The sequence below is a fragment of the Rhizobium sp. WW22 genome (assembly GCF_047041135.1).
In the GTDB taxonomy this organism is placed as follows: domain Bacteria; phylum Pseudomonadota; class Alphaproteobacteria; order Rhizobiales; family Rhizobiaceae; genus Rhizobium.
In genome coordinates, this window is sequence record NZ_CP178198.1 from 2372801 (window position 1) to 2390950 (window position 18150).

Genomic DNA, 18150 nt, shown 5'->3' on the forward strand with positions numbered 1-18150 from the left:
TCGTCAGTGATCCGTTGTCTGCTGCTGCGTAACCAGGCCGATGTTCTTGTAACCGGCTTCCTGAATGCGAGACATGACGTCGGCGATGACGCCGTAAGGCGCCTTGCCGTCACCACGCACGAAAATGCGCTCGTTATAGCCCGTCGTCGCGATCGCCTTCAACTTGTCGGCGATCTCGGTCACGTTAATCTGCGTCTCCTGCAGGAAGACCTGGCCATCGGCCTTGATCGAGATCGTGATCGGTTGAGTCTGGGCGTTCAGTGCGCCGGCCTGCGTCTGCGGCAGGTCGATTGGCACGCCCGACGTCATCATCGGCGCCGCCACCATGAAGATGATCAGCAGCACGAGCATGACGTCGACCAGCGGCGTCACGTTAATCTCGGAAATCGGGCCGCCACGGCCTCCGCCACGACGACTGCCACGGCGGCCACCGCCGCCACCATTGCCTCCAACAGACATTCCCATGTGAATACTCCGGTTCTGTCCGCGACTTACTGCGCAGCCTGGCGCGGCTGCAGCTTTTCATCGATCTGGCGCGAAAGGATGGCGGAGAATTCATCCGCGAAGCCTTCCATGCGGCCCGAAAGCTTGCCGGCATCGGCCGAGAACTTGTTGTAGGCGATAACGGCCGGAATAGCGGCAACCAGACCGATCGCGGTTGCCAGAAGCGCTTCGGCGATACCCGGTGCGACGACCGCAAGGTTGGTCGACTTCGAACCGGCGATCGCCTGAAACGAGGTCATGATGCCGACGACCGTACCGAAGAGACCGATGAACGGACCGGCGGAGCCGATGGTCGCGAGCGATCCGAGGCGGGCGGTCAGATGTTCCGATTCACGCGCCAGCGTCACGTCCATCGCGCGGTCGATACGCATCTGCAGGCCGATCGGCGAGCGGGCGCCGCGCTCGAAGGATTTCTTCCATTCGCGCATCGCTGCAACGAAGATGGCGCCGAGGCCCGTATTGTTACGCTCCGAAAGCGTGCGGTAGAGCTCTTCAAGCGACTGGCCCGACCAGAAAACCTGCTCGAAGTGATCGAACTGCCGCCGCGCCCGCGCGTAGCTCAGATATTTGTCGATGACGATCGCCCAGGTCCATACGGACGCTGCCAGCAGGCCGATCATGACGAGCTTGACCACCAGGCCTGCCTGCATGAAGAGCGACCAGAGGGTGATGTCCGGTGTGGTGGCCGCTGCCAATGCTACTTGTTCCATTGATCCAAAATCCCCGAATCCAAACGCCCGGTGCTAGACCGGGCGGCTAAAAGTGATCTCACAAGAATTGTTTGGCAGCCGCCGCTGAACGCCCTGGTCAAGCCTTCCAAGCTTACAACTGCCTTCTTGCCGTCAAATTTGGTCAAAGGAAGGCGTGCACCGCACAAACTCCGACATAATCAGTAAGACACTATTATGGTTAAAAGAATGTTAGCGTCGAAACACGAAGGATTTAACGGCGGCGAAGGTTATTCTCGCTCCAGGGAAGAACTGACCGGACGAAACCGGCGACAAACGCAGACAAAGCTTGCGCGGCGAATTCCTTCACATAAAACTCAAGTTATTGCAAGCCGCCTCTTGTCGATCATGCTATCCTTATGCAAGGCAGCCCTGATGCGATGAGCATTCCAAGTTACTGATTACCCAGCACTTTCCGACGCCGTGAGCATTTGTGCGGCAAGCTTCTCCGGCAGGCGGCGCGGACGCCCCTTTGCATTGATCACGGCAATGATGACCTTCGCGGCAATCAGCAGGGTCTCGTCGCGCCGGATTTCCTGAGACAGCACCATCTTAGCGCCACCGGCCTTTTCGGTGACCGTGCGGATCGTCAGCAGGTCATCCATGCGAGCCGGTCCCTTGAAATCGATCTCCATGCGATGGACAACGAAAACCAGCCCCTCTTCATCGGCATTCAGAAGTTCGCGCTGTTCCACTCCGAGACAACGCAGATAGTCGGTGCGTCCCCGTTCAAGGAAATGCAGGTAGCGCGCGTGATAGACGAGCCCGGAAAAATCCGTATCCTCATAGTAGACTCGCTGCACCAGCCGGTGGCTTCCGGCTTCCAGTTCCCCAGCTATTAGAAAGGGGCTGTTCATCGTTGCCGCATCTCCTTGAATGTCCGGCATCTCTTTGGCCGAAGTTCTGCCATCAAGCAAGCTTTGAACAATTGTCATAAACTCCGACTATCCGGAATCGTGCCGGCTAGCGGATCGGCATAGAAGGAAGATCCTATGAAAATTGCGGTTATGGGCGGTGACGGATTCATTGGTTGGCCAACCTCGCTTCACCTCTCCGACGCCGGTCATGAGATCCACATCCTCGACAATCTCTCCCGCCGCTGGATCGATACCGAGCTGGGGGTCCAGTCGCTGACGCCGATGGATTCGATCCAGGAACGCACCCGCATATGGCACGCCGAAACCGGCCGCCGCATCCATTTCCACCTGATCGATCTCGCCAGGGACTATGAGCTTCTGAAAAAATGGCTGTCCGAGCATCGCCCCGATGCCATCGTCCATTTCGCCGAGCAGCGCGCCGCCCCCTATTCGATGAAGAGCGACCGCCACAAGAACTACACGGTCAACAACAACGTCAACGCCACCCACAACCTCCTGAACGCGCTGGTAGACCTCAATCTCGACGCCCATCTCGTGCATCTCGGCACGATGGGCGTCTATGGCTATTCGACGATCGGCGCTGCCATCCCCGAGGGCTATCTGCCCGTCGGCATCGAGACGACCGATGGTCGCACGGCGAGCCAGGAGATTCTTTACCCCGCCAATCCCGGCTCGATCTATCACATGACGAAGTGCCTCGATCAGCTGCTCTTTCAATTCTATGCCAAGAATGACGGGCTGAGGATCACCGACCTGCATCAGGGCATCGTCTGGGGCACGCATACCGAGCAGACGCACCGGCATGAGCAACTGATCAACCGGTTCGATTATGACGGCGACTATGGCACGGTGCTCAATCGCTTCCTCATCCAGGCGGCTATCGGCTATCCGCTGACGGTCCATGGCACCGGCGGCCAGACGCGTGCCTTCATCCATATTCAGGATTCGGTGCGCTGCATCGAACTTGCCTTGAAGAACCCGCCGCAACGCAATGCCCGTGTCGAGATCTTCAACCAGATGACGGAAACGCATCGCATACGCGATCTCGCGGAGATGATCGCCAAGATCAGCGGCGCCGAAATCGTCCGGCTTCCCAACCCGCGCAAGGAAGCCGCAGAGAACGAGCTGATCGTCAAGAACGACAAATTCCTGGGTCTCGGTCTCGATCCAATCACACTGAAAGCCGGCCTGCTGAGCGAGATCGTCGATGTCGCCAAGAAATACGCCTATCGCGTCGACCGCTCGCGGGTCCCGGCCGTCTCGGCCTGGACAAAGGATCTCGCCGCGACGGTCAACCACGATCCCGAGGGCAAGAGATTGAAGTCCGTGTCATGATGCCGGGAAGCGAAATATTGCAGGGGCTGCGTCCACACAGCCGCCCGCATGCCAGGCAGGCATTCGTGACACTCGTCACGAATGCCGACTATGCCATGGGAGCATTGGCGCTGGCGCGCTCGATTGCTCGCAGCGGCACCAGAGCCGATATTGTGGTGCTGCACACGGCGGGCGTTCGCGAAAGCGATCTCGCCCCGCTTCTCGCGCTGGATTGCCGGTTGATCGAGGTCGAGCATCTCCCGCTTTCGGACGCCTTCAACGAGCGGCATGCGCGTGGCAACCTCCATGCCGCCGCGCCTTTTACTAAGGGCCGCAAGCCGTCCTTTCACACGCCGCTCGATAATTTCTGCAAGCTGCGGCTCTGGCAGCTCATCGAATACGACACTTGCGTCTTCATCGATGCCGACGCGCTGGTGCTGAAGAATGTCGACAAGCTGTTCGATTATCCGGAGTTTTCGGCAGCCCCGAATGTCTATGAGAGCCTTTCGGATTTTCACCGGCTGAATTCCGGCGTTTTCGTCGCCAAGCCGTCGCTTCTGACGTTTCAGGACATGCTGCAGCGGCTCGACCGCCCAGACGTCTTCTGGCGGCGCACGGACCAATCTTTTCTGGAAGCCTTTTTCCCCGATTGGCACGGCCTTCCTGTCTTCATGAACATGCTGCAATATGTCTGGTTCAGCATGCCTCAACTCTGGAACTGGAACAGCGTCTCCATCCTGCATTACCAGTATGAAAAGCCCTGGGAGGAAAATCACCCCAAGGCCGATCGGCTAGGACCGTTGATCGACTTGTGGCACAGCTTCCACACCGGGCGGGATATGCCTGATATCGCCACGCTGGCAAATCCGAAGGCAGCGGCATGAGAGTCCTCCTCTCGGGCGGTACGGGCCTCGTCGGCCGATATATCGCCGAGGAGCTGTTGTCGGCCGGATACAAGGTCGCGATCGGCGGGCGCACACCGCCAGACCCTGCTTTGTTTTCCCGGCCGGTTTCCTTCGTACCGCTGAGCCTGGATCCCGCCGAAGACCAGCGTCATGCCTTTGATGACGCCTATCTCTTCGTCCACGCAGCGTTCAGCCACCTGCCGGGCAAATATCGCGGCGGTGAAGGAGACGATCCCGAAGCGTTCCGCCGCCTCAATCTGGACGGCACGGTAAGGCTATTCGAAGCAGCCAAAAAGGCCGGCATTCGTCGCTGCATCTTCCTCTCCTCCCGCGCTGTCTATGGCGATCAGGCTGGCAACGAAGAGGTGACGGAAGCGACGAAGCCCGCCGCAAACACGCTCTACGGCGCGGTCAAGCGCGATGCCGAGCACGCTCTTTTTTCGCTCTCGACACCCGGCTTCGCCACGGCAAGCATAAGGGCGACCGGCGTCTATGGCGACTTGCGGCCGAACAAATGGGACACGTTGTTCAGTGATTATCTGAATGGCAGACCGGTTGCCTCACGGGCAGGTACGGAAGTGCACGGCCGCGATCTCGGCCGCGCTATTCGCCTGCTTCTGGAAACGGAGGCAGGCCGCATCGACGGCGAAGCCTTCAACCTATCGGATATAGCGACCGATACCCACGAAATCCTGCAACACCTTCAGGCGGCAACACACTGTCCGCATCCCCTGCCCGCACCAGCGCCCGACGCGCCGACCGGCATCATGAGCACGGCAAAAATCCGTTCTCTCGGCTGGCAGGGCGGCGGGAAGGCATTGCTGCAGATGACGGTCGAGACACTCGCAAAGTCCGCGACTCTGCACCAGCGCCAGATCAGCGCATCAGCTTGATCTCGTCCCAGCCGAGAGCTGCTAACTCCGCACCCCTGAATTGGGCATCGTCAGCCACAACGAATTCATCGAGCTGCGGCGGGGCAACGCTTGTCCCGGCCAGCATCGCATGCACCTGACCGCGGTGATGCGTCTGGTGCTGGAACAGGTGGCTCAGCACGTCGTCTGCCCTCTCCCGCTGGACGCGGCCGCTGCGTTGGATATCGATCACCCGTAAGGCTTCTTCCGGCGTCAGCGCCTCGCAGAATGCGACCAGCCGGCGGTCGACCTCCGCCTGCTCCCAGCTCAAATCATCCAGCCGGTCGTAGGGCTCGTCGACCTCGAAGGCTTGAAGACCCAAAGAGCCGCCTTCCAGCGCATCGACATAGAACCAATCAACCGTGAGGTTATGATTAAGCGTCGCCTTGATCGACGGGAAAAAGCTGACCCGCGCGGCCTCGAATTCTCCGGGCTTCAGCGCCGTACAGGCCCGATAAAGCCGAACATTCGCCAGCGCATTGTTATAGGCAAGCTTTCGCACGCTTCGGAGTGGATCGTAATCGGGCATCGGACACCCCCTTAGGCTTTGTCGAGATCGCCATCACGCCAGACGAGATGACGGGGCGTTGCAGGCAGATTTTCGATTTCCTCCGCAATGAAGTAGGGCGGGATATCCAGCTCAACCAGAGCCTCCCGCGTTGCCCGTGCCCACTTGAATTCCAGCTCACTATCGCCATCCTGAATGCGATGCACGACATCGCGCGCATGGAACGGAAAACTGGCGGGGATTTCCATCAGGTAGTAGAGGCCGAACTCGTGCCAGTCACGCTGCTCGTAGTGAAAGAAGTTCTCCACCGACCAGAGAAGGCGCTCGACGGTCACCTCGATATCGAGTTCCTCCATCATTTCCCGCCTGAGCGTTTCCTCTGAGGTCTCGCCGATTTCGGCCCGGCCACCGGGAAAGGTCCAGAAGCTTTCGTGGACGGCGCGATGCACAAGTACATGACCGTCGCGAAAAGCCAGGCCCGCCACCCGCATCTGAAAACGCGTGTCACCGGCATTCAGTCTGATGAGCCTGCGTTTCGGCATCATGTTCACCCCAGGTCGATGACGACGATTTCGGGCGGCACGCCGAAGCGAACCGGCGCGATGGAGCAGCCGAGACCGCCGGAAACAATGATATGGCGCTCCTCCTCGACGATATGGCCATAAACATATCTGTCGCCATAGCGCGACGGCGAATAAGGCGACCAACCCAACACGCGCACCTGTCCGCCATGCGTGTGTCCGGACAAGGTCAGCGACACCCGCGACGGAACGCTCGGAAAGATATCCGGCTCATGCGCAAGAAGGATGACGGGCGCATCGTCGGTCACCTGCGCCAGCGTACCGCCGAGATCGTCCAGCCCCCTGGTCACAGACCGCTTCCACCGCATGCTGCGGCGCAGGGCAAGCTGATCTTCCACACCCGAAAGCCAGAACCCCTGACCGTTCTTTTCAAGGCGTGCTGAACGGTTGGAATAGACATCGATACCGGCGCCGGCCAACGCCCGATGACTGAATGTCGGGCCATGGCCGTTTCTCTGTGCCGTCGCATCGTGCCACCAGTCATGATTGCCGACGATGGCATGCACGCCGAGCGGCGCCTGCAGCTTCGCGAGTTCTGCCGCCCAGATGCTATGATCGACACGGGCCGTGATGAGATCGGTTCCCGACGTATAATCGCCGAGCAGAACGATGATATCGCCACCGAGATCATTGGCGTGCGCACAGATCGAGGCAATGCGTTCGGCGCTCATCCACGGTTCGCAGGCGTGGAAATCGGCAAGCGCGACGATCCTGAGCTTCAGCCCCGGCGTCCAGCCAGGCGGGGTCAGCGCATAGCGAGTGACACTCAGGCGAACGACCGGCTCATATCCGAGGGCATATCCGCCAAGTGCCATCAAACCGAAAATGCTGCCGCCGAAGAGCTTCAGGAAGCGGCGACGGCTGATCATTCATCGGCCTCCCGGAACAGCCGGAACTGTGCCGCCTCAATATCCTTGGGCGGCTGCAGGCCAAGATGTTTCCAGGCAATTGCGGTCAGGACGCGCCCGCGCGGCGTACGCTGAATGAAGCCCTGCTGGATCATATAGGGCTCGATAATATCCTCGATCGCATCGCGCGGCTCGGAAAGGCCAGCGGCGATAGTCTCGATACCGACAGGCCCGCCGCCGAAATTGACCGCGATCATGTTCAGATAGCGCTTGTCGAGCTGATCGAAGCCGACATTATCAACGAGAAGCCGTGTCAGTGCCTCGTCGGCAATCTCGCGCGTCACCGCTTCAACCTTGGCGACCTCGGCAAAATCGCGCACGCGCCGCAGCAGGCGGCCGGCAATGCGCGGCGTGCCGCGAGCCCGACGCGCGATCTCGCGCGCGCCCTCATCCGTCATGCCAAGACCCATCAACCTGGCACCACGCCGGACGATCAGCTCCAGCTCCTCGACCGTATAGAAGCTCAACCGTACAGGAATGCCGAAACGGTCGCGCAGCGGCGTGGTCAGGAGGCCGAGGCGGGTCGTAGCCGCAACCAGCGTGAACTTGGCGAGATCGATCTTCACCGAACGCGCCGCCGGGCCTTCGCCGATGATGAGATCAAGCTGGAAATCCTCCATCGCCGGATAGAGAATTTCCTCGACAGCCGGATTGAGACGATGGATTTCGTCGATGAAGAGCACGTCCCGCTCTTCGAGATTGGTGAGCAGCGCCGCAAGATCGCCCGCCTTGGCGATGACCGGGCCAGACGTCGAGCGAAAGTTGACGCCGAGTTCCTTGGCCATGATCTGCGCCAGCGTGGTCTTGCCGAGGCCGGGCGGGCCGACGAACAGCACATGATCCAGTGCCTCGCCACGACCCTTGGCCGCCTCGATGAAGACCTTCAGATTGGCGCGCGCTTCCGCCTGGCCGGTAAACTCGTCCAGCGATTGCGGCCTGAGCGTCGCATCGATGTCTTCGCCCCGCTTTTCCGGCGATATCAGACGTGCGGCTTCACTCATGTCAGAGGTTCCATTCCCGGTATGCGTTTTGCGGCTTCTGCGCCGAAGGCGTTATCACAACCACCGCCTCAAAAATACTCTGTGACTAAGGAGTGCCGAGGCCCGATCTCTCAGCTTTGCGACAATAGTCAGGATTGCGGATGGTGCAAAGCCTCACCGCGCGAGTTCCTTGAGACCGAGCCGGATCAGCTTGGCGCTATCCGCACCTTCGCCGGCCGCCTTTATAGCCGCCGCAACGGCGTTGGCTGCTTGATCGCGGGAGTAGCCGAGATTGGTCAGCGCCGAAACGGCATCGGCCACGGGTGCTGCGGCAACGCCTTCGCCCAGCTCCTGCTTGAGCGCGATATTGGCCGCGTCGCCGGCAAAAGCCGGCGCCTTGTTCTTCAGTTCCGTCACGATGCGCATGGCGACCTTGGGGCCGACACCCGGCGCTCGCGAGACGGCGGCGCGATCCTGCAAGGCGATCGCATTGGCAAGCTCGGCCGGCGTCAACGTCGATAGCAGCGCCAGCGCCACTTTCGCACCGACGCCCTGAACCGTCTGCACGATGTTGAACCACTCGCGTTCCAGCGCCGTCATGAAGCCGAAAAGCCGGATCTGATCTTCGCGCACATATGTCTCGATGAAGAGAATGCAGGCCTCGCCGACCGACCCGAGCTTCGACAGCGTCCGAGCCGAACAATAGGCGACGTAGCAGACGCCGTGCACATCCACGAGCACATAGTCTTCGCCGATCTCTTCGATTGTGCCTTTCAGCTTGCCGATCATGGATGATGTCCGTCAGGGATGGGTTTCTGGGGTGATGAGGTCGAGCGAGGGAAAGTAGGAGCGATAGCCCTTGGGATCTCGTGTTAATATGGAATAGCCACGCACCGCAGCGTGTGCGCCGATCATAAAATCAGGAAGAATGCGTTCTCTCCCACCGCCAGCCTGACGATAAACCCTGAAAGCCGCCGCTGCGGCAAATGCCGCTGACCACGGCAGGCTTTCGCGGCGGAATTCGCTTTGCGGCAGCAGTTCGTCCACTTGATCCATACTGCTGTATCGCACCGAGAATTCCGCATAGATGATGGGGTTGATAATGACTGCTCCTCGCTTGAAAGCGGAAAGAACCTGCGCGCTGGACCAACCATGCCAAACTGAACCAGGGATGGCCAAATCAACCAACACATTCGTATCGACGATAGTGACCATGATTACCGGTCACGAGTCATCGACATCAGCGCTTCGGCATCGATCTCCTGATCGCCGGTGCCTTCCAACCGCTTGAGGGTAGCCATAAACCGATCGAGCCGCTGCCGATCCTCGATGTCCCGCTTACCGTTCTTGGGCGAAACAACCAGCTTTCCATCCTCGATGGAAAATATGACTTCGCTATTGAGCTCTATGCCAGCCAACTCGCGCAAGTCGCGGGGGATGGTCACCTGCCCTTTGGATGTCACACGCATTCTTACTCTCCAAACTTAAAGTAAGAATTATCATTACCATAAGAACAAGTCAAGAACAAACTACCCGGCCAGCGCTGCCTGCCGCAGCCGGCTGGCGCCGCGGTTATGGGCGTGACAGACGGCGATAGCGAGCGCATCGGCCGCGTCATTGCCCTTGAACTCGACCTTGGGCATCAGGATCTTCAGCATCATGTGAATCTGCTGCTTCTCGCCGTGGCCGACGCCGATGACGGCCTTTTTGACCGCATTCGGCGCATATTCCGAGACAGGCAGGCCAGCGCGCGCCGGAACCAGCATGACGACGCCGCGCGCCTGACCGAGCTTCAGGGTTGCCACCGCATCCTTGTTGACGAAGGTCTGTTCGACGGCGGCCTCATTGGGCTGATAGCTGTGAACAACCTCGGCAAGTCCGTCATGCAGCTGGCAGAGACGGGACGCGAGATCCATGTCGCCGTCCGAGGTCACGGTCCCCGACGCCACGAAGCGCAGGGAATTGCCAAGCGTATCGATGATACCCCAGCCGGTACGGCGCAGGCCCGGATCGATGCCGATGATGCGAATCGTATTCTGCATAAGCCAACCTATCTTTCAGGCTCGACATGTGCCAGCAAAATGTGAACAAAACAAAAACAAGGGTCTGGTTGGATCGCCAAAGCCGCGCTGAAAACATCGTGACGAAATTGCGGCGATGGGTTTGGAATAGGCGGACAGCGCTCCTACATGTGCAAGCGACCCTCCCTTCCACCACGCAGGTTTCTTGCCATGGTCCCCTTTTCCATCCTCGATCTTTCGCCCGTTGCCGAAGGCAGCACCATCAGCCAATCCTTCGACGGCTCGAAGCGCATGGCGCAGAAGGCGGAAGAGCTGGGCTATAACCGATTCTGGCTTGCCGAGCATCACGGCATGCCGGGTGTTGCCAGCGCCGCGACATCGGTCGTCATCGGCCATGTCGGCGCGGCAACCTCGCGCATCCGCATCGGTTCGGGCGGCGTCATGCTGCCGAACCATTCACCGCTCGTGATTGCCGAACAGTTCGGCACGCTGGAAGCGCTGTTTCCCGGCCGCGTCGATCTCGGCCTCGGCCGCGCCCCGGGCACCGACATGCGCACGGCGCAGGCCCTGCGGCGAAATATAGATGCCGGCGCGCAGAGCTTTCCTCAGGATATCGTCGAACTGCGGCACCTCTTCAGCCCCGCGGACGACAATCAGATCATCCTCGCCGTTCCCGGCCATGGCGCCAATATCCCTATCTGGCTGCTCGGCTCCAGCCTCTACAGCGCCCACCTCGCCGCTATGCTGGGCTTGCCCTATGCTTTCGCTTCGCATTTCGCCCCGGAAGCCTTGATGGATGCCATCGCCATCTATCGCGAGCGCTTCACGCCTTCGGCCACGCTCGACAAGCCCTATGTCATGGTCGGCGCCATGGGAGCGGTGGCGGAGACGGATGAGGAAGCGCAGTATCACTTCACCTCCGCGCAACAGCAATTCGTCAATCTCCGCCGCAACGTGCGCGGCCCCTTCCCGCGCCCGCGCCGTGACATGGATGATTTCTGGACGCCAATGGAAAAACTGAACGTGGAAAATACGTTGCGCTATGCCGTGGTCGGCTCGCCGGCAACGGCGGAGGCGAAGCTTTCGCAATTCATCAAGGATACGGAAGCCGATGAAGTCATCATATCGATGCCGATTCACGATATCGAGGCACGCCTGAAGTCGGTGGAACTCTTCGCGACGCTTCCAAGCTTCAAGAAGGTCTCCTGACCTTCGAAAGCGAACGGTCTAATCCGGTGAGCCGATCCAGCATATATGGCTCACCGGGCGATCGGCGGGCTCAAGCCACGAGCCTCGTCTTCCAATGACGCCGGATGAGCATGTCGAGCGACAGCTTGCCGGCGCCGGCGACGATCAGCGCGAACATACCGCCCGCGATCGCCAGATCCTTTTCGAAATGCAGCAACTCATTATGGCTGGCGAAGTTGGTGTGAAAAAGTAGCGCCGTCAGCACACAGAATAGGCCAAGGCCAAATGCCGCAAGGCGCGTCATAAGCCCGAGCGCGATGGCGAGGCCGGCGCCAAGCTGCAGCACGATGGTGGCAATGGCGATAGGGGCAGTGACGCCAAGCCTCGCCATGGCCTCCAATGCGGTGTCGAGATTGCTGGCAAGTTCGATGCCTTCTTCCAGAAAGAGCAGCGATAGCAGCAGGCGGCCGAACAGCAATGCCATGTCGGCCATATTCACAAGAACGGCACTCTCCTCTTCGAATTCCATGACCTTTCTCCTTCCTGTCGATATTCGTGCGGCTTCCGATCCCGTCCGGCGGCATCCCCTCGACATGACCGAGTGAAATGCCGCCGGAACGATGGAGATCGGGCTCAGTTGCTGGCCTTGGCGGCGATCGCCTTGGTCAGGTCCTCAAGCTCCTCGCATCCCGCCGGGCAAAGCTTTGTCAGCGTCGCCAGCTGCTCGCGGGCCTTAGGCATGTCGCCCGTCTCGACATAGAGCTCGCCGAGATATTCGTGCGCGCCCTTGTGACCCGGCTGCAGTTCCAGGGCCTTGGTGTAGTAAGTGAGCGACGTCTTGAAGTCGCCGGTCTTGCGCAGGGTGAAGCCCATCAGATTGTAGACATCGGCCTGCTGGTGCTCCTCGGCGATATCGCGAAGCTCGGCGAGTGCGCCGGCATAGTCCTTCGCATCGATCTTGGTACGCACGGAGGTCAGGTCCGGCGCATCGGTCGATTCCATATTGTCGACGGCAAAGGCAATGCCTGCCGTTGCGGCCGGAAGGATGGCGACGACGCACAGGCCTGCGATCCCGAAAATGACATGTCTGAACATGGTAATTGCTCCTGTTTTTGGCCGCTCAGGCCTGGATGGTGGGGGTGAATCCGTAGGCATTGCCGTCCTTGACGAAGGTGCCGGAGCCCGGGAACGGGAAATGCGAGCCGCAAATCCTGATCTTGTCGGCAATGACGCGATCGATCAGCCTGCGGCGGGTGGCAACCGCCATCGGACCATCCTGGTCGTAGGCACCTTCCCATTCGGGATGAGGCGCCAGCAGTGCCGGCACATACATGATGTCGGCCGAGACCATCAGCTGCTCGCTGCCGCCATCGATGAGGAAGACCGAGTGGCCCGGCGTATGACCGTATGCGGCAAGCATGTGCACGCCGGGCGCTACTTCGGCATTGTCCTCGACCAGCTTCCAGTTCTTCCACGTCGGGAAGACGGAGGCGATGCGGCGGCCGGCTTCCTTGCGGCCCTGCGCCAGCTTGTCGACGCGGCCGGGATCGGTCCACCAGTTGTATTCGGCGGCGTTGACGATCAGCTCGGCATTCGGGAAGACGGCCGCGTTCGTTTCCTTTTCCATCAGGCCCCAGACGTGGTCGGGATGGAAATGCGAGATCATGATCGTATCGATCTTCTTATAGTCGATGCCGGCGGCAGCCATGTTGGCCGGCAGATGCGTGGCATTGGTCTGCCATTGGCCGACACCGGAGCCGGCATCCATCATGATCTTGCGCCCGCCGATATCGAGAACGACGACGGTCAGCGGAATCGGCATGAAGTCTGTGGTAAGGCCGGCCTTTGAGAGTGCTGCCTTGGTGTCTTCGACGGAAGCATTCTTGATGAAGGCCGGATCGTGCGGCTTGCGCCAGATGCCGTCATAGATGGCCGTGACCTCGATCGAACCGACTTTGTATTTGTAGAAGCCGACCGTCGGCTCCAGCTGCGTGGCGGCAAAAGCTTGCGGAATGAATTCGAGCTTCGACGACAGCCCGAAGGCTGCCGCAGCTGCGGCCGTGCCGAGCACGGCGCGGCGGGTCATATCAAACATCGCAATATCTCCTCAGGGTTATGGCTTTTCGGGCCGGGCGGAGGTCGCAAGCAATCGCGGCCGTCCACTGAGGAAGAAGATCGATAGCAATGAGCGCTTATTCCCAATCGCGCGAAAAATTCTCACAAACCGTTGAAATGTATGAGGTTATTTTTCATGAGACTGGATTGGAGCGGCAGAATGGCGGGCCTCCGCATTCGGCATCTGCGATTTTTTGCTTTCGACCGGGAATAAAACCCGCGCGGGCGCGATCTAGTATCGCAGGCAACATTGCAAGCACCGTATCCGAGGCTTACAGTCGGTATCGGCGTTTTGCGGGGATCATGATGAAAGACGCCCAATTTATGACTTCGATGACGCTCGGCGAGTTCCCGATATGGAGCTTGCGCCCATCGCAAGACGACGCGGTTGGCAGGTCGGGTTGGTTTACAAACTGCCTGCGCGCTTTCCTTGCGGCACTGAAGCCGAGCGGATACATTGTCCTCACGACTACGGCAGACTCATCGTCGCATGAAATGCCTGCACAGCGTGCGACCGCCTCCCCCGACGAGACTATGCGTCGCTTCCAGCAAACGATCATCCCGCATCTGGACGCCGCCTATAATTTCGCGCGGTTCCTGAGCCGTGATGCCGATGCAGCCCAGGATATCGTGCAGGAAGCCTATCTTCGCGCCTATCGCGGCTTCGGCGGGTTTCGCGACGGCGATGCCCGCGCCTGGACCTTCACCATCGTCCGCAATTGCTACCATGCCTGGCTGCAGGAGGGCCGGCGCAAGACTCGCTATGAGCAGCCGATGACGGACGAACGGGATTCGGATGAGGGCCCGCCCTCCCCTGATCCCGCCTCCGAAGAGGATACGCCCGAGGCGGCCTTCATCCGCAAGTCGGAAACGCAGCGCGTGCGCGAGGTCATCAACAGGCTGCCCGATGCCATGCGCGAGGTCCTGGTCCTGCGCGAACTCGAGGATCTCTCCTACAGGGAAATTGCCGAGATCATCGATGCGCCGATCGGCACCGTCATGTCGCGCCTTGCCCGCGCCCGCCGTGATTTCGGCGAAGTCTGGCGCAGCCTCGACGAGAAAGGGGCGGCACGATGAGCGGCAGAGAGCAACATGATCACAGTGAATGGAACGACCTGCTGCACGGCTTCATCGACGGCGAACTGGACGCAACCAACGCGGCGCGTTTCGAGGCGCATCTGGCGACTTGCCGGGACTGCGCCGGCGAGATGGAGAATGCTCTGATGGTCAAGCGTCTTTCCGCACGCGAGGGCGTCAAATGGCAGGCGCCTGATACCGTCCATGCCCGCGTGCAGGCGGCACTGACGCTGGAGCAATCCATGATGAGGCGCGCAACCACGGCCGCGAGCCAAACGGAGAGCCCGTGGCAGCACGTGTGGCGATTGGTCCGCGAATGGAGTTTCGTGCCGTCGCTTGCCGTCCTTGCGGCAAGCCTCATGCTGGTACTGAACGTGCCGCAGCAGAGCCAGACGATCGAGGATCAGCTTCTCGCAAGCCATGTGCGCTCGATGCTCGCCGACCATCTGACCGACGTGCTGACATCAGACCAGCACACGGTCAAACCATGGTTCAACGGCAAGATCGATTTCTCCCCGCCCGTAGTCGATCTGGCAGCACAGGGCTTCCCTCTCGTCGGCGGCAGGGTGGATTATCTCGATGGTCGGGTGGTGGCGGCGCTGATCTATCGCCGGCATGGTCATGTCATCAATCTCTTCATCTGGCCGGGCGCTGCGGGAGCCAAAACCAATGCCGAGAAGGAGGGCTATAATTTCGTCGAATGGCATGCCGACGGGCTGGTCTTTTGGGCTGTCTCCGATGTCGCCGCACCGGATCTCACCACCTTCCGCGATGATTTTATCCGCACGACAGCCCCATAACGCAAAAAGCCGGCCGCATCGCTGCAGCCGGCTTTTCTGAATGATCAGAAGGGATCAGGCCGAGAGCTTGGCCATAACTTCGTCCGAAACTTCGAAGTTCGAATAGACGTTCTGAACGTCGTCATCGTCTTCAAGGTTTTCGATGAGCTTCATCAGCGACTGGGCCTTTTCTTCGTCGACCGGCACGTTGTTCTGCGCGCGCCAGATCGCCTTCACGGTTTCGGCTTCGCCGAGCGTCGCTTCGAGCGCCTTGGCGACTTCGCCGAGGGATTCGAAGGCGCAGATGATGACATGGCCCTCTTCATCGCTTTCGACATCATCGGCGCCTGCCTCGATCGCCGCTTCCATGACCTTGTCGGCATCGCCGGCGGTCGGCTTGTAGGTGATTTCGCCGACGTGATCGAAGGAGAAGGACACCGAACCGGTTTCGCCAAGCGCACCGCCGGCCTTCGTGAAGATCGAGCGAACGTTGGATGCTGTGCGGTTGCGGTTGTCGGTCAGCGCTTCGACGATGATCGCCGTACCGCCCGGACCGTAGCCCTCGTAACGGATCGCGTCGTAATTCTCGGTATCGGCACCGGAAGCCTTCTTGATGGCACGGTCGATATTGTCCTTCGGCATCGACTGGGCCTTGGCGTTCTGGATCGCCAGACGCAGGCTCGCGTTCATGGTCGGGTCGGGCAGGCCCGATTTGGCAGCGACCGTAATTTCGCGCGCCAGCTTCGAGAACATTTTCGAGCGCACAGAGTCCTGACGACCCTTGCGGTGCATGATGTTTTTAAACTGTGAATGGCCAGCCATGGCACCCCTGTTCACGTCTTTTGTTGGGAATGGGCTGCCTTATAAGAGCGAAGCGGCCCTCATTCAAGTAAAAAGCCGGATAATGGGGATGAAGAGCGGTCGCGATCGAGAAGGTCTCAAAGGTGATCGCGATGGTCACAGCCCCTTGAGCACATAGATCAGCGGCTTGCGCGGCAAGGTCTTCACCGACACCGTGACGCTCGGCGTCGGTGCATAGGCAATATCGAAGTCGGGGCCGAACAGGGCGAGAAACTGATCGACCGGCGGACCCCAGCGATGCATGGGCAGGATCAGCGACGAGCGCAGCCTTTTCACCACGCGGCTCATGCTGTCGGCCCCCATGGTCAGACCGCCGTCGACCGGCACCATCACGACATCGAGACGGCCGATCTCGGCATATTGCTGGTCGGTGAGCTCGAAATGCAAATGGCCCAGATGTCCAATGCAAAGGCCCGCCACCTCGAAGATGAAGATCGAATTGCCGTTGGCTTCGATGCCGCCGCCCCAGGAGCGAATATCGGTGACGACATTGCGGATCAACGTATCACCGACGGTCATGCGGATCTTTGCCGGCTCTCCAGGCACATCGCTCCATCCATGCAGCACATATTTGATCGCCGGGTCCGGCGTCAGCGTGTAGTGGCTCGGATGCGCCTTGTTCATCGTGACGACCTCGGGCGTATAGGGCGGCAGATAGGCACCGCTATAATCCGTGGCGATGGAAACGCCGCCAGGCGTTTCGATGAAAAGCGTGGCGTGGCCAAGAAAGGTGATCTTCACATCACCATTGACCGGATCATTGGCGAGCGTCGGACCGGGAGGAGAAAAGCTGGCGAATGTCGCCTTGGGCAGGGATTGCGCGATCGCCTGGCATTGGCTGGGTTGCGGACGAGAAGGCTTTTGCTGGGCGTCAGCCGCGGTCCACCAAAAAATCATCGCCAGGAAAAACGCAGCAAGGACAGGAAATCGCTGTAACATGCCATCCCCTCAAGCCAGATAGTGGCCGAAGGATGCGGCATGACCGGAAACGGGTCCAGCGGCAATAAGACAGGATTGCTCACAATCGCGTCATCTTATGATGATGCTGAATTACCAGGCAGCGATCAGCGCCAGAAGTCCGGAATGGTTTCCGCAAGCCTTGGGCCAAGCCGGAGCGGCGCGATCTTCTCAGCCAATCCCGTCGCGTCAGAAATCTCGACGCCGACGCCGCAGATGGTGGCAGGCCCCGACGCTGCCTCGAAACGTCCCTTCGGCATCTTCGAGATGAAGCGGTTGAGCGGCTCTTCCTTTTCCATGCCGAGCGAGGAATCGTAATCGCCGCACATGCCAGCATCCGACATATAGGCGGTGCCACCATTCAGGATCTGTGCGTCCGCAGTCGGCACATGCGTATGCGTGCCAATGACGAAGCTCGCGCGGCCATCGACGAAGTGACCGAAACACTGCTTTTCGCTCGTCGCCTCCGCATGGAAGTCGAAGACGATGGCATCCGCCTGCTCTTTCAGCGGGCATGCATCGAGGATGGCTTCTGCCGACTTGAAGGGATCGTCGAGCTCCGGATGCATGAAGACGCGACCCATGATGTTGGCAACGAGCACGCGGGCGCCGTTGCGGGCATAGTAGAGGCCGGAACCGCGGCCGGGCGTGCCGGCCGGATAGTTGGCAGGGCGCAGAAACTGGTCGTGGCGCTCGCAAAAGACGACGGCTTCCTTCTGGTCCCAGACATGGTTGCCCGTCGTCACGACGTCAGCGCCGGCATTGATCGTCTCGAGGAAGATGTCCTCGGTGATGCCGAAGCCGCCGGCAGCATTCTCGCCGTTGACGATGACGAAATCGAGCTTCAGGTCGGACACGAGGCCCGGCAGGCGGTCCCACACCGCGGTCCGTCCTGTCTTGCCGACCATATCTCCCAGAAAAAGCAGGCGCATTCG

Annotated in this window: 23 protein-coding genes; 6 read left to right on the top strand and 17 right to left on the bottom strand. The window is 60.0% G+C overall.

The window, feature by feature from the left end:
* Positions 1–3: 3 nt before the first annotated feature.
* The 3 genes from tolR to ybgC form a co-directional block, all read right to left on the bottom strand.
* On the bottom strand, positions 4–465 hold the full coding sequence (gene tolR, locus ACK83U_RS11720; RefSeq protein WP_112335052.1) for a protein TolR: 462 nt from the start codon (positions 463–465) through the stop codon (positions 4–6).
* Between the two features lie 26 nt (positions 466–491).
* Positions 492–1214 carry a protein TolQ gene (gene tolQ / locus ACK83U_RS11725; protein WP_041677650.1) on the bottom strand — a complete coding sequence of 241 codons (723 nt, stop codon included), beginning with the start codon at positions 1212–1214 and terminating at the stop codon, positions 492–494.
* 419 nt (positions 1215–1633) lie between these two features.
* Positions 1634–2089, bottom strand: coding sequence for a tol-pal system-associated acyl-CoA thioesterase (gene ybgC / locus ACK83U_RS11730; protein WP_112335292.1), 456 nt, complete (start codon positions 2087–2089; stop codon positions 1634–1636).
* 135 nt (positions 2090–2224) lie between these two features.
* Between ybgC and ACK83U_RS11735 the strand changes: the two genes are divergently transcribed.
* Genes ACK83U_RS11735 through ACK83U_RS11745 form a run of 3 tightly spaced genes read left to right on the top strand, consistent with a single transcriptional unit; the run spans position 2225 to position 5222 of the window.
* Positions 2225–3445 (top strand): NAD-dependent epimerase/dehydratase family protein, encoded by a 1221-nt coding sequence (locus tag ACK83U_RS11735; RefSeq protein WP_112609488.1) that lies wholly within the window; start codon positions 2225–2227, stop codon positions 3443–3445.
* Positions 3442–4308: a glycosyltransferase gene (locus ACK83U_RS11740; RefSeq protein ID WP_412474596.1), complete on the top strand. Its 867-nt coding sequence runs from the start codon at positions 3442–3444 to the stop codon at positions 4306–4308. The genes ACK83U_RS11735 and ACK83U_RS11740 overlap by 4 nt, the downstream gene beginning before the upstream one ends.
* Entirely contained in the window at positions 4305–5222 is a 918-nt protein-coding gene (locus tag ACK83U_RS11745) for an NAD-dependent epimerase/dehydratase family protein (RefSeq protein ID WP_112609490.1), read from the top strand. The genes ACK83U_RS11740 and ACK83U_RS11745 overlap by 4 nt, the downstream gene beginning before the upstream one ends.
* On the opposite strand, the gene ACK83U_RS11750 is transcribed toward ACK83U_RS11745, so the two are convergent.
* The 8 genes from ACK83U_RS11750 to ruvC form a co-directional block, all read right to left on the bottom strand.
* On the bottom strand, positions 5206–5769 hold the full coding sequence (locus ACK83U_RS11750; protein WP_112609492.1) for a DinB family protein: 564 nt from the start codon (positions 5767–5769) through the stop codon (positions 5206–5208). The two genes, ACK83U_RS11745 and ACK83U_RS11750, sit on opposite strands and share 17 nt — an antisense overlap.
* Positions 5770–5780: 11 nt before the next feature.
* On the bottom strand, positions 5781–6290 hold the full coding sequence (locus tag ACK83U_RS11755; RefSeq protein WP_112609623.1) for an NUDIX hydrolase: 510 nt from the start codon (positions 6288–6290) through the stop codon (positions 5781–5783).
* Between the two features lie 5 nt (positions 6291–6295).
* The gene (locus ACK83U_RS11760) at positions 6296–7198 is read right to left on the bottom strand and encodes a metallophosphoesterase (RefSeq protein ID WP_112609494.1); all 903 of its coding nucleotides are present in this window, start codon (positions 7196–7198) and stop codon (positions 6296–6298) included.
* Positions 7195–8238 (bottom strand): Holliday junction branch migration DNA helicase RuvB, encoded by a 1044-nt coding sequence (gene ruvB, locus ACK83U_RS11765; protein WP_112609496.1) that lies wholly within the window; start codon positions 8236–8238, stop codon positions 7195–7197. The genes ACK83U_RS11760 and ruvB overlap by 4 nt, the downstream gene beginning before the upstream one ends.
* A gap of 153 nt (positions 8239–8391) precedes the next feature.
* Complete coding sequence (ruvA, locus tag ACK83U_RS11770; protein ID WP_112409994.1) at positions 8392–9006, bottom strand: Holliday junction branch migration protein RuvA; 615 nt, start codon at positions 9004–9006, stop codon at positions 8392–8394.
* 12 nt (positions 9007–9018) lie between these two features.
* Complete coding sequence (locus tag ACK83U_RS11775) at positions 9019–9432, bottom strand: type II toxin-antitoxin system VapC family toxin (protein ID WP_112335059.1); 414 nt, start codon at positions 9430–9432, stop codon at positions 9019–9021.
* 2 nt (positions 9433–9434) lie between these two features.
* Positions 9435–9686: an AbrB/MazE/SpoVT family DNA-binding domain-containing protein gene (locus tag ACK83U_RS11780; RefSeq protein WP_112609498.1), complete on the bottom strand. Its 252-nt coding sequence runs from the start codon at positions 9684–9686 to the stop codon at positions 9435–9437.
* 60 nt (positions 9687–9746) lie between these two features.
* Complete coding sequence (gene ruvC / locus ACK83U_RS11785) at positions 9747–10259, bottom strand: crossover junction endodeoxyribonuclease RuvC (protein WP_112335061.1); 513 nt, start codon at positions 10257–10259, stop codon at positions 9747–9749.
* Positions 10260–10448: 189 nt separating this feature from the next.
* On the opposite strand from ruvC, the gene ACK83U_RS11790 reads away from it, so the two are divergent.
* Positions 10449–11447 carry an LLM class flavin-dependent oxidoreductase gene (locus tag ACK83U_RS11790; protein ID WP_112609500.1) on the top strand — a complete coding sequence of 333 codons (999 nt, stop codon included), beginning with the start codon at positions 10449–10451 and terminating at the stop codon, positions 11445–11447.
* Positions 11448–11517: 70 nt separating this feature from the next.
* On the opposite strand, the gene ACK83U_RS11795 is transcribed toward ACK83U_RS11790, so the two are convergent.
* The 3 genes from ACK83U_RS11795 to ACK83U_RS11805 all read right to left on the bottom strand — a co-directional run bounded on the left by ACK83U_RS11795 (position 11518) and on the right by ACK83U_RS11805 (position 13521).
* Positions 11518–11955 (bottom strand): DoxX family protein, encoded by a 438-nt coding sequence (locus ACK83U_RS11795; protein ID WP_112609502.1) that lies wholly within the window; start codon positions 11953–11955, stop codon positions 11518–11520.
* A 104-nt stretch (positions 11956–12059) separates the two neighbouring features.
* A complete protein-coding gene (locus ACK83U_RS11800; RefSeq protein ID WP_112609504.1) occupies positions 12060–12521 on the bottom strand; it encodes a tetratricopeptide repeat protein in 462 nt (153 codons plus the stop codon).
* 25 nt (positions 12522–12546) lie between these two features.
* The gene (locus tag ACK83U_RS11805; protein ID WP_112609506.1) at positions 12547–13521 is read right to left on the bottom strand and encodes an MBL fold metallo-hydrolase; all 975 of its coding nucleotides are present in this window, start codon (positions 13519–13521) and stop codon (positions 12547–12549) included.
* 344 nt (positions 13522–13865) lie between these two features.
* Here ACK83U_RS11805 and ACK83U_RS11810 point away from each other — a divergent pair, with 344 nt between their 5' ends.
* Together ACK83U_RS11810 and ACK83U_RS11815 are read left to right on the top strand one after the other, a co-directional pair.
* Positions 13866–14618: a sigma-70 family RNA polymerase sigma factor gene (locus ACK83U_RS11810; protein ID WP_112609508.1), complete on the top strand. Its 753-nt coding sequence runs from the start codon at positions 13866–13868 to the stop codon at positions 14616–14618.
* A complete protein-coding gene (locus ACK83U_RS11815) occupies positions 14615–15418 on the top strand; it encodes an anti-sigma factor family protein (protein ID WP_112609510.1) in 804 nt (267 codons plus the stop codon). Before ACK83U_RS11810 ends, ACK83U_RS11815 begins: the two co-directional genes overlap by 4 nt.
* A 54-nt stretch (positions 15419–15472) precedes the next feature.
* Here the strand turns inward: ACK83U_RS11815 and ACK83U_RS11820 are convergent, their stop codons facing one another.
* The 3 genes from ACK83U_RS11820 to ACK83U_RS11830 form a co-directional block, all read right to left on the bottom strand.
* A complete protein-coding gene (locus ACK83U_RS11820) occupies positions 15473–16219 on the bottom strand; it encodes a YebC/PmpR family DNA-binding transcriptional regulator (protein WP_112410001.1) in 747 nt (248 codons plus the stop codon).
* A 135-nt stretch (positions 16220–16354) separates the two neighbouring features.
* Entirely contained in the window at positions 16355–17197 is an 843-nt protein-coding gene (locus ACK83U_RS11825; RefSeq protein ID WP_112335068.1) for an MBL fold metallo-hydrolase, read from the bottom strand.
* 125 nt (positions 17198–17322) lie between these two features.
* Positions 17323–18147 (bottom strand): YmdB family metallophosphoesterase, encoded by an 825-nt coding sequence (locus ACK83U_RS11830; RefSeq protein WP_112335069.1) that lies wholly within the window; start codon positions 18145–18147, stop codon positions 17323–17325.
* Between the last annotated feature and the right edge of the window lie 3 nt (positions 18148–18150).

Bases quoted from the DNA above. Each gene is read 5' to 3' on its own strand.
- tolR (WP_112335052.1), bottom strand. From the start codon at position 465: ATGGGAATGTCTGTTGGAGGCAATGGTGGCGGCGGTGGCCGCCGTGGC.
- tolQ (WP_041677650.1), bottom strand. From the start codon at position 1,214: ATGGAACAAGTAGCATTGGCAGCGGCCACCACACCGGACATCACCCTC.
- ybgC (WP_112335292.1), bottom strand. From the start codon at position 2,089: ATGAACAGCCCCTTTCTAATAGCTGGGGAACTGGAAGCCGGAAGCCAC.
- ACK83U_RS11735 (WP_112609488.1), top strand. From the start codon at position 2,225: ATGAAAATTGCGGTTATGGGCGGTGACGGATTCATTGGTTGGCCAACC.
- ACK83U_RS11740 (WP_412474596.1), top strand. From the start codon at position 3,442: ATGATGCCGGGAAGCGAAATATTGCAGGGGCTGCGTCCACACAGCCGC.
- ACK83U_RS11745 (WP_112609490.1), top strand. From the start codon at position 4,305: ATGAGAGTCCTCCTCTCGGGCGGTACGGGCCTCGTCGGCCGATATATC.
- ACK83U_RS11750 (WP_112609492.1), bottom strand. From the start codon at position 5,769: ATGCCCGATTACGATCCACTCCGAAGCGTGCGAAAGCTTGCCTATAAC.
- ACK83U_RS11755 (WP_112609623.1), bottom strand. From the start codon at position 6,290: ATGCCGAAACGCAGGCTCATCAGACTGAATGCCGGTGACACGCGTTTT.
- ACK83U_RS11760 (WP_112609494.1), bottom strand. From the start codon at position 7,198: ATGATCAGCCGTCGCCGCTTCCTGAAGCTCTTCGGCGGCAGCATTTTC.
- ruvB (WP_112609496.1), bottom strand. From the start codon at position 8,238: ATGAGTGAAGCCGCACGTCTGATATCGCCGGAAAAGCGGGGCGAAGAC.
- ruvA (WP_112409994.1), bottom strand. From the start codon at position 9,006: ATGATCGGCAAGCTGAAAGGCACAATCGAAGAGATCGGCGAAGACTAT.
- ACK83U_RS11775 (WP_112335059.1), bottom strand. From the start codon at position 9,432: ATGGTCACTATCGTCGATACGAATGTGTTGGTTGATTTGGCCATCCCT.
- ACK83U_RS11780 (WP_112609498.1), bottom strand. From the start codon at position 9,686: ATGCGTGTGACATCCAAAGGGCAGGTGACCATCCCCCGCGACTTGCGC.
- ruvC (WP_112335061.1), bottom strand. From the start codon at position 10,259: ATGCAGAATACGATTCGCATCATCGGCATCGATCCGGGCCTGCGCCGT.
- ACK83U_RS11790 (WP_112609500.1), top strand. From the start codon at position 10,449: ATGGTCCCCTTTTCCATCCTCGATCTTTCGCCCGTTGCCGAAGGCAGC.
- ACK83U_RS11795 (WP_112609502.1), bottom strand. From the start codon at position 11,955: ATGGAATTCGAAGAGGAGAGTGCCGTTCTTGTGAATATGGCCGACATG.
- ACK83U_RS11800 (WP_112609504.1), bottom strand. From the start codon at position 12,521: ATGTTCAGACATGTCATTTTCGGGATCGCAGGCCTGTGCGTCGTCGCC.
- ACK83U_RS11805 (WP_112609506.1), bottom strand. From the start codon at position 13,521: ATGTTTGATATGACCCGCCGCGCCGTGCTCGGCACGGCCGCAGCTGCG.
- ACK83U_RS11810 (WP_112609508.1), top strand. From the start codon at position 13,866: ATGACTTCGATGACGCTCGGCGAGTTCCCGATATGGAGCTTGCGCCCA.
- ACK83U_RS11815 (WP_112609510.1), top strand. From the start codon at position 14,615: ATGAGCGGCAGAGAGCAACATGATCACAGTGAATGGAACGACCTGCTG.
- ACK83U_RS11820 (WP_112410001.1), bottom strand. From the start codon at position 16,219: ATGGCTGGCCATTCACAGTTTAAAAACATCATGCACCGCAAGGGTCGT.
- ACK83U_RS11825 (WP_112335068.1), bottom strand. From the start codon at position 17,197: ATGTTACAGCGATTTCCTGTCCTTGCTGCGTTTTTCCTGGCGATGATT.
- ACK83U_RS11830 (WP_112335069.1), bottom strand. From the start codon at position 18,147: ATGCGCCTGCTTTTTCTGGGAGATATGGTCGGCAAGACAGGACGGACC.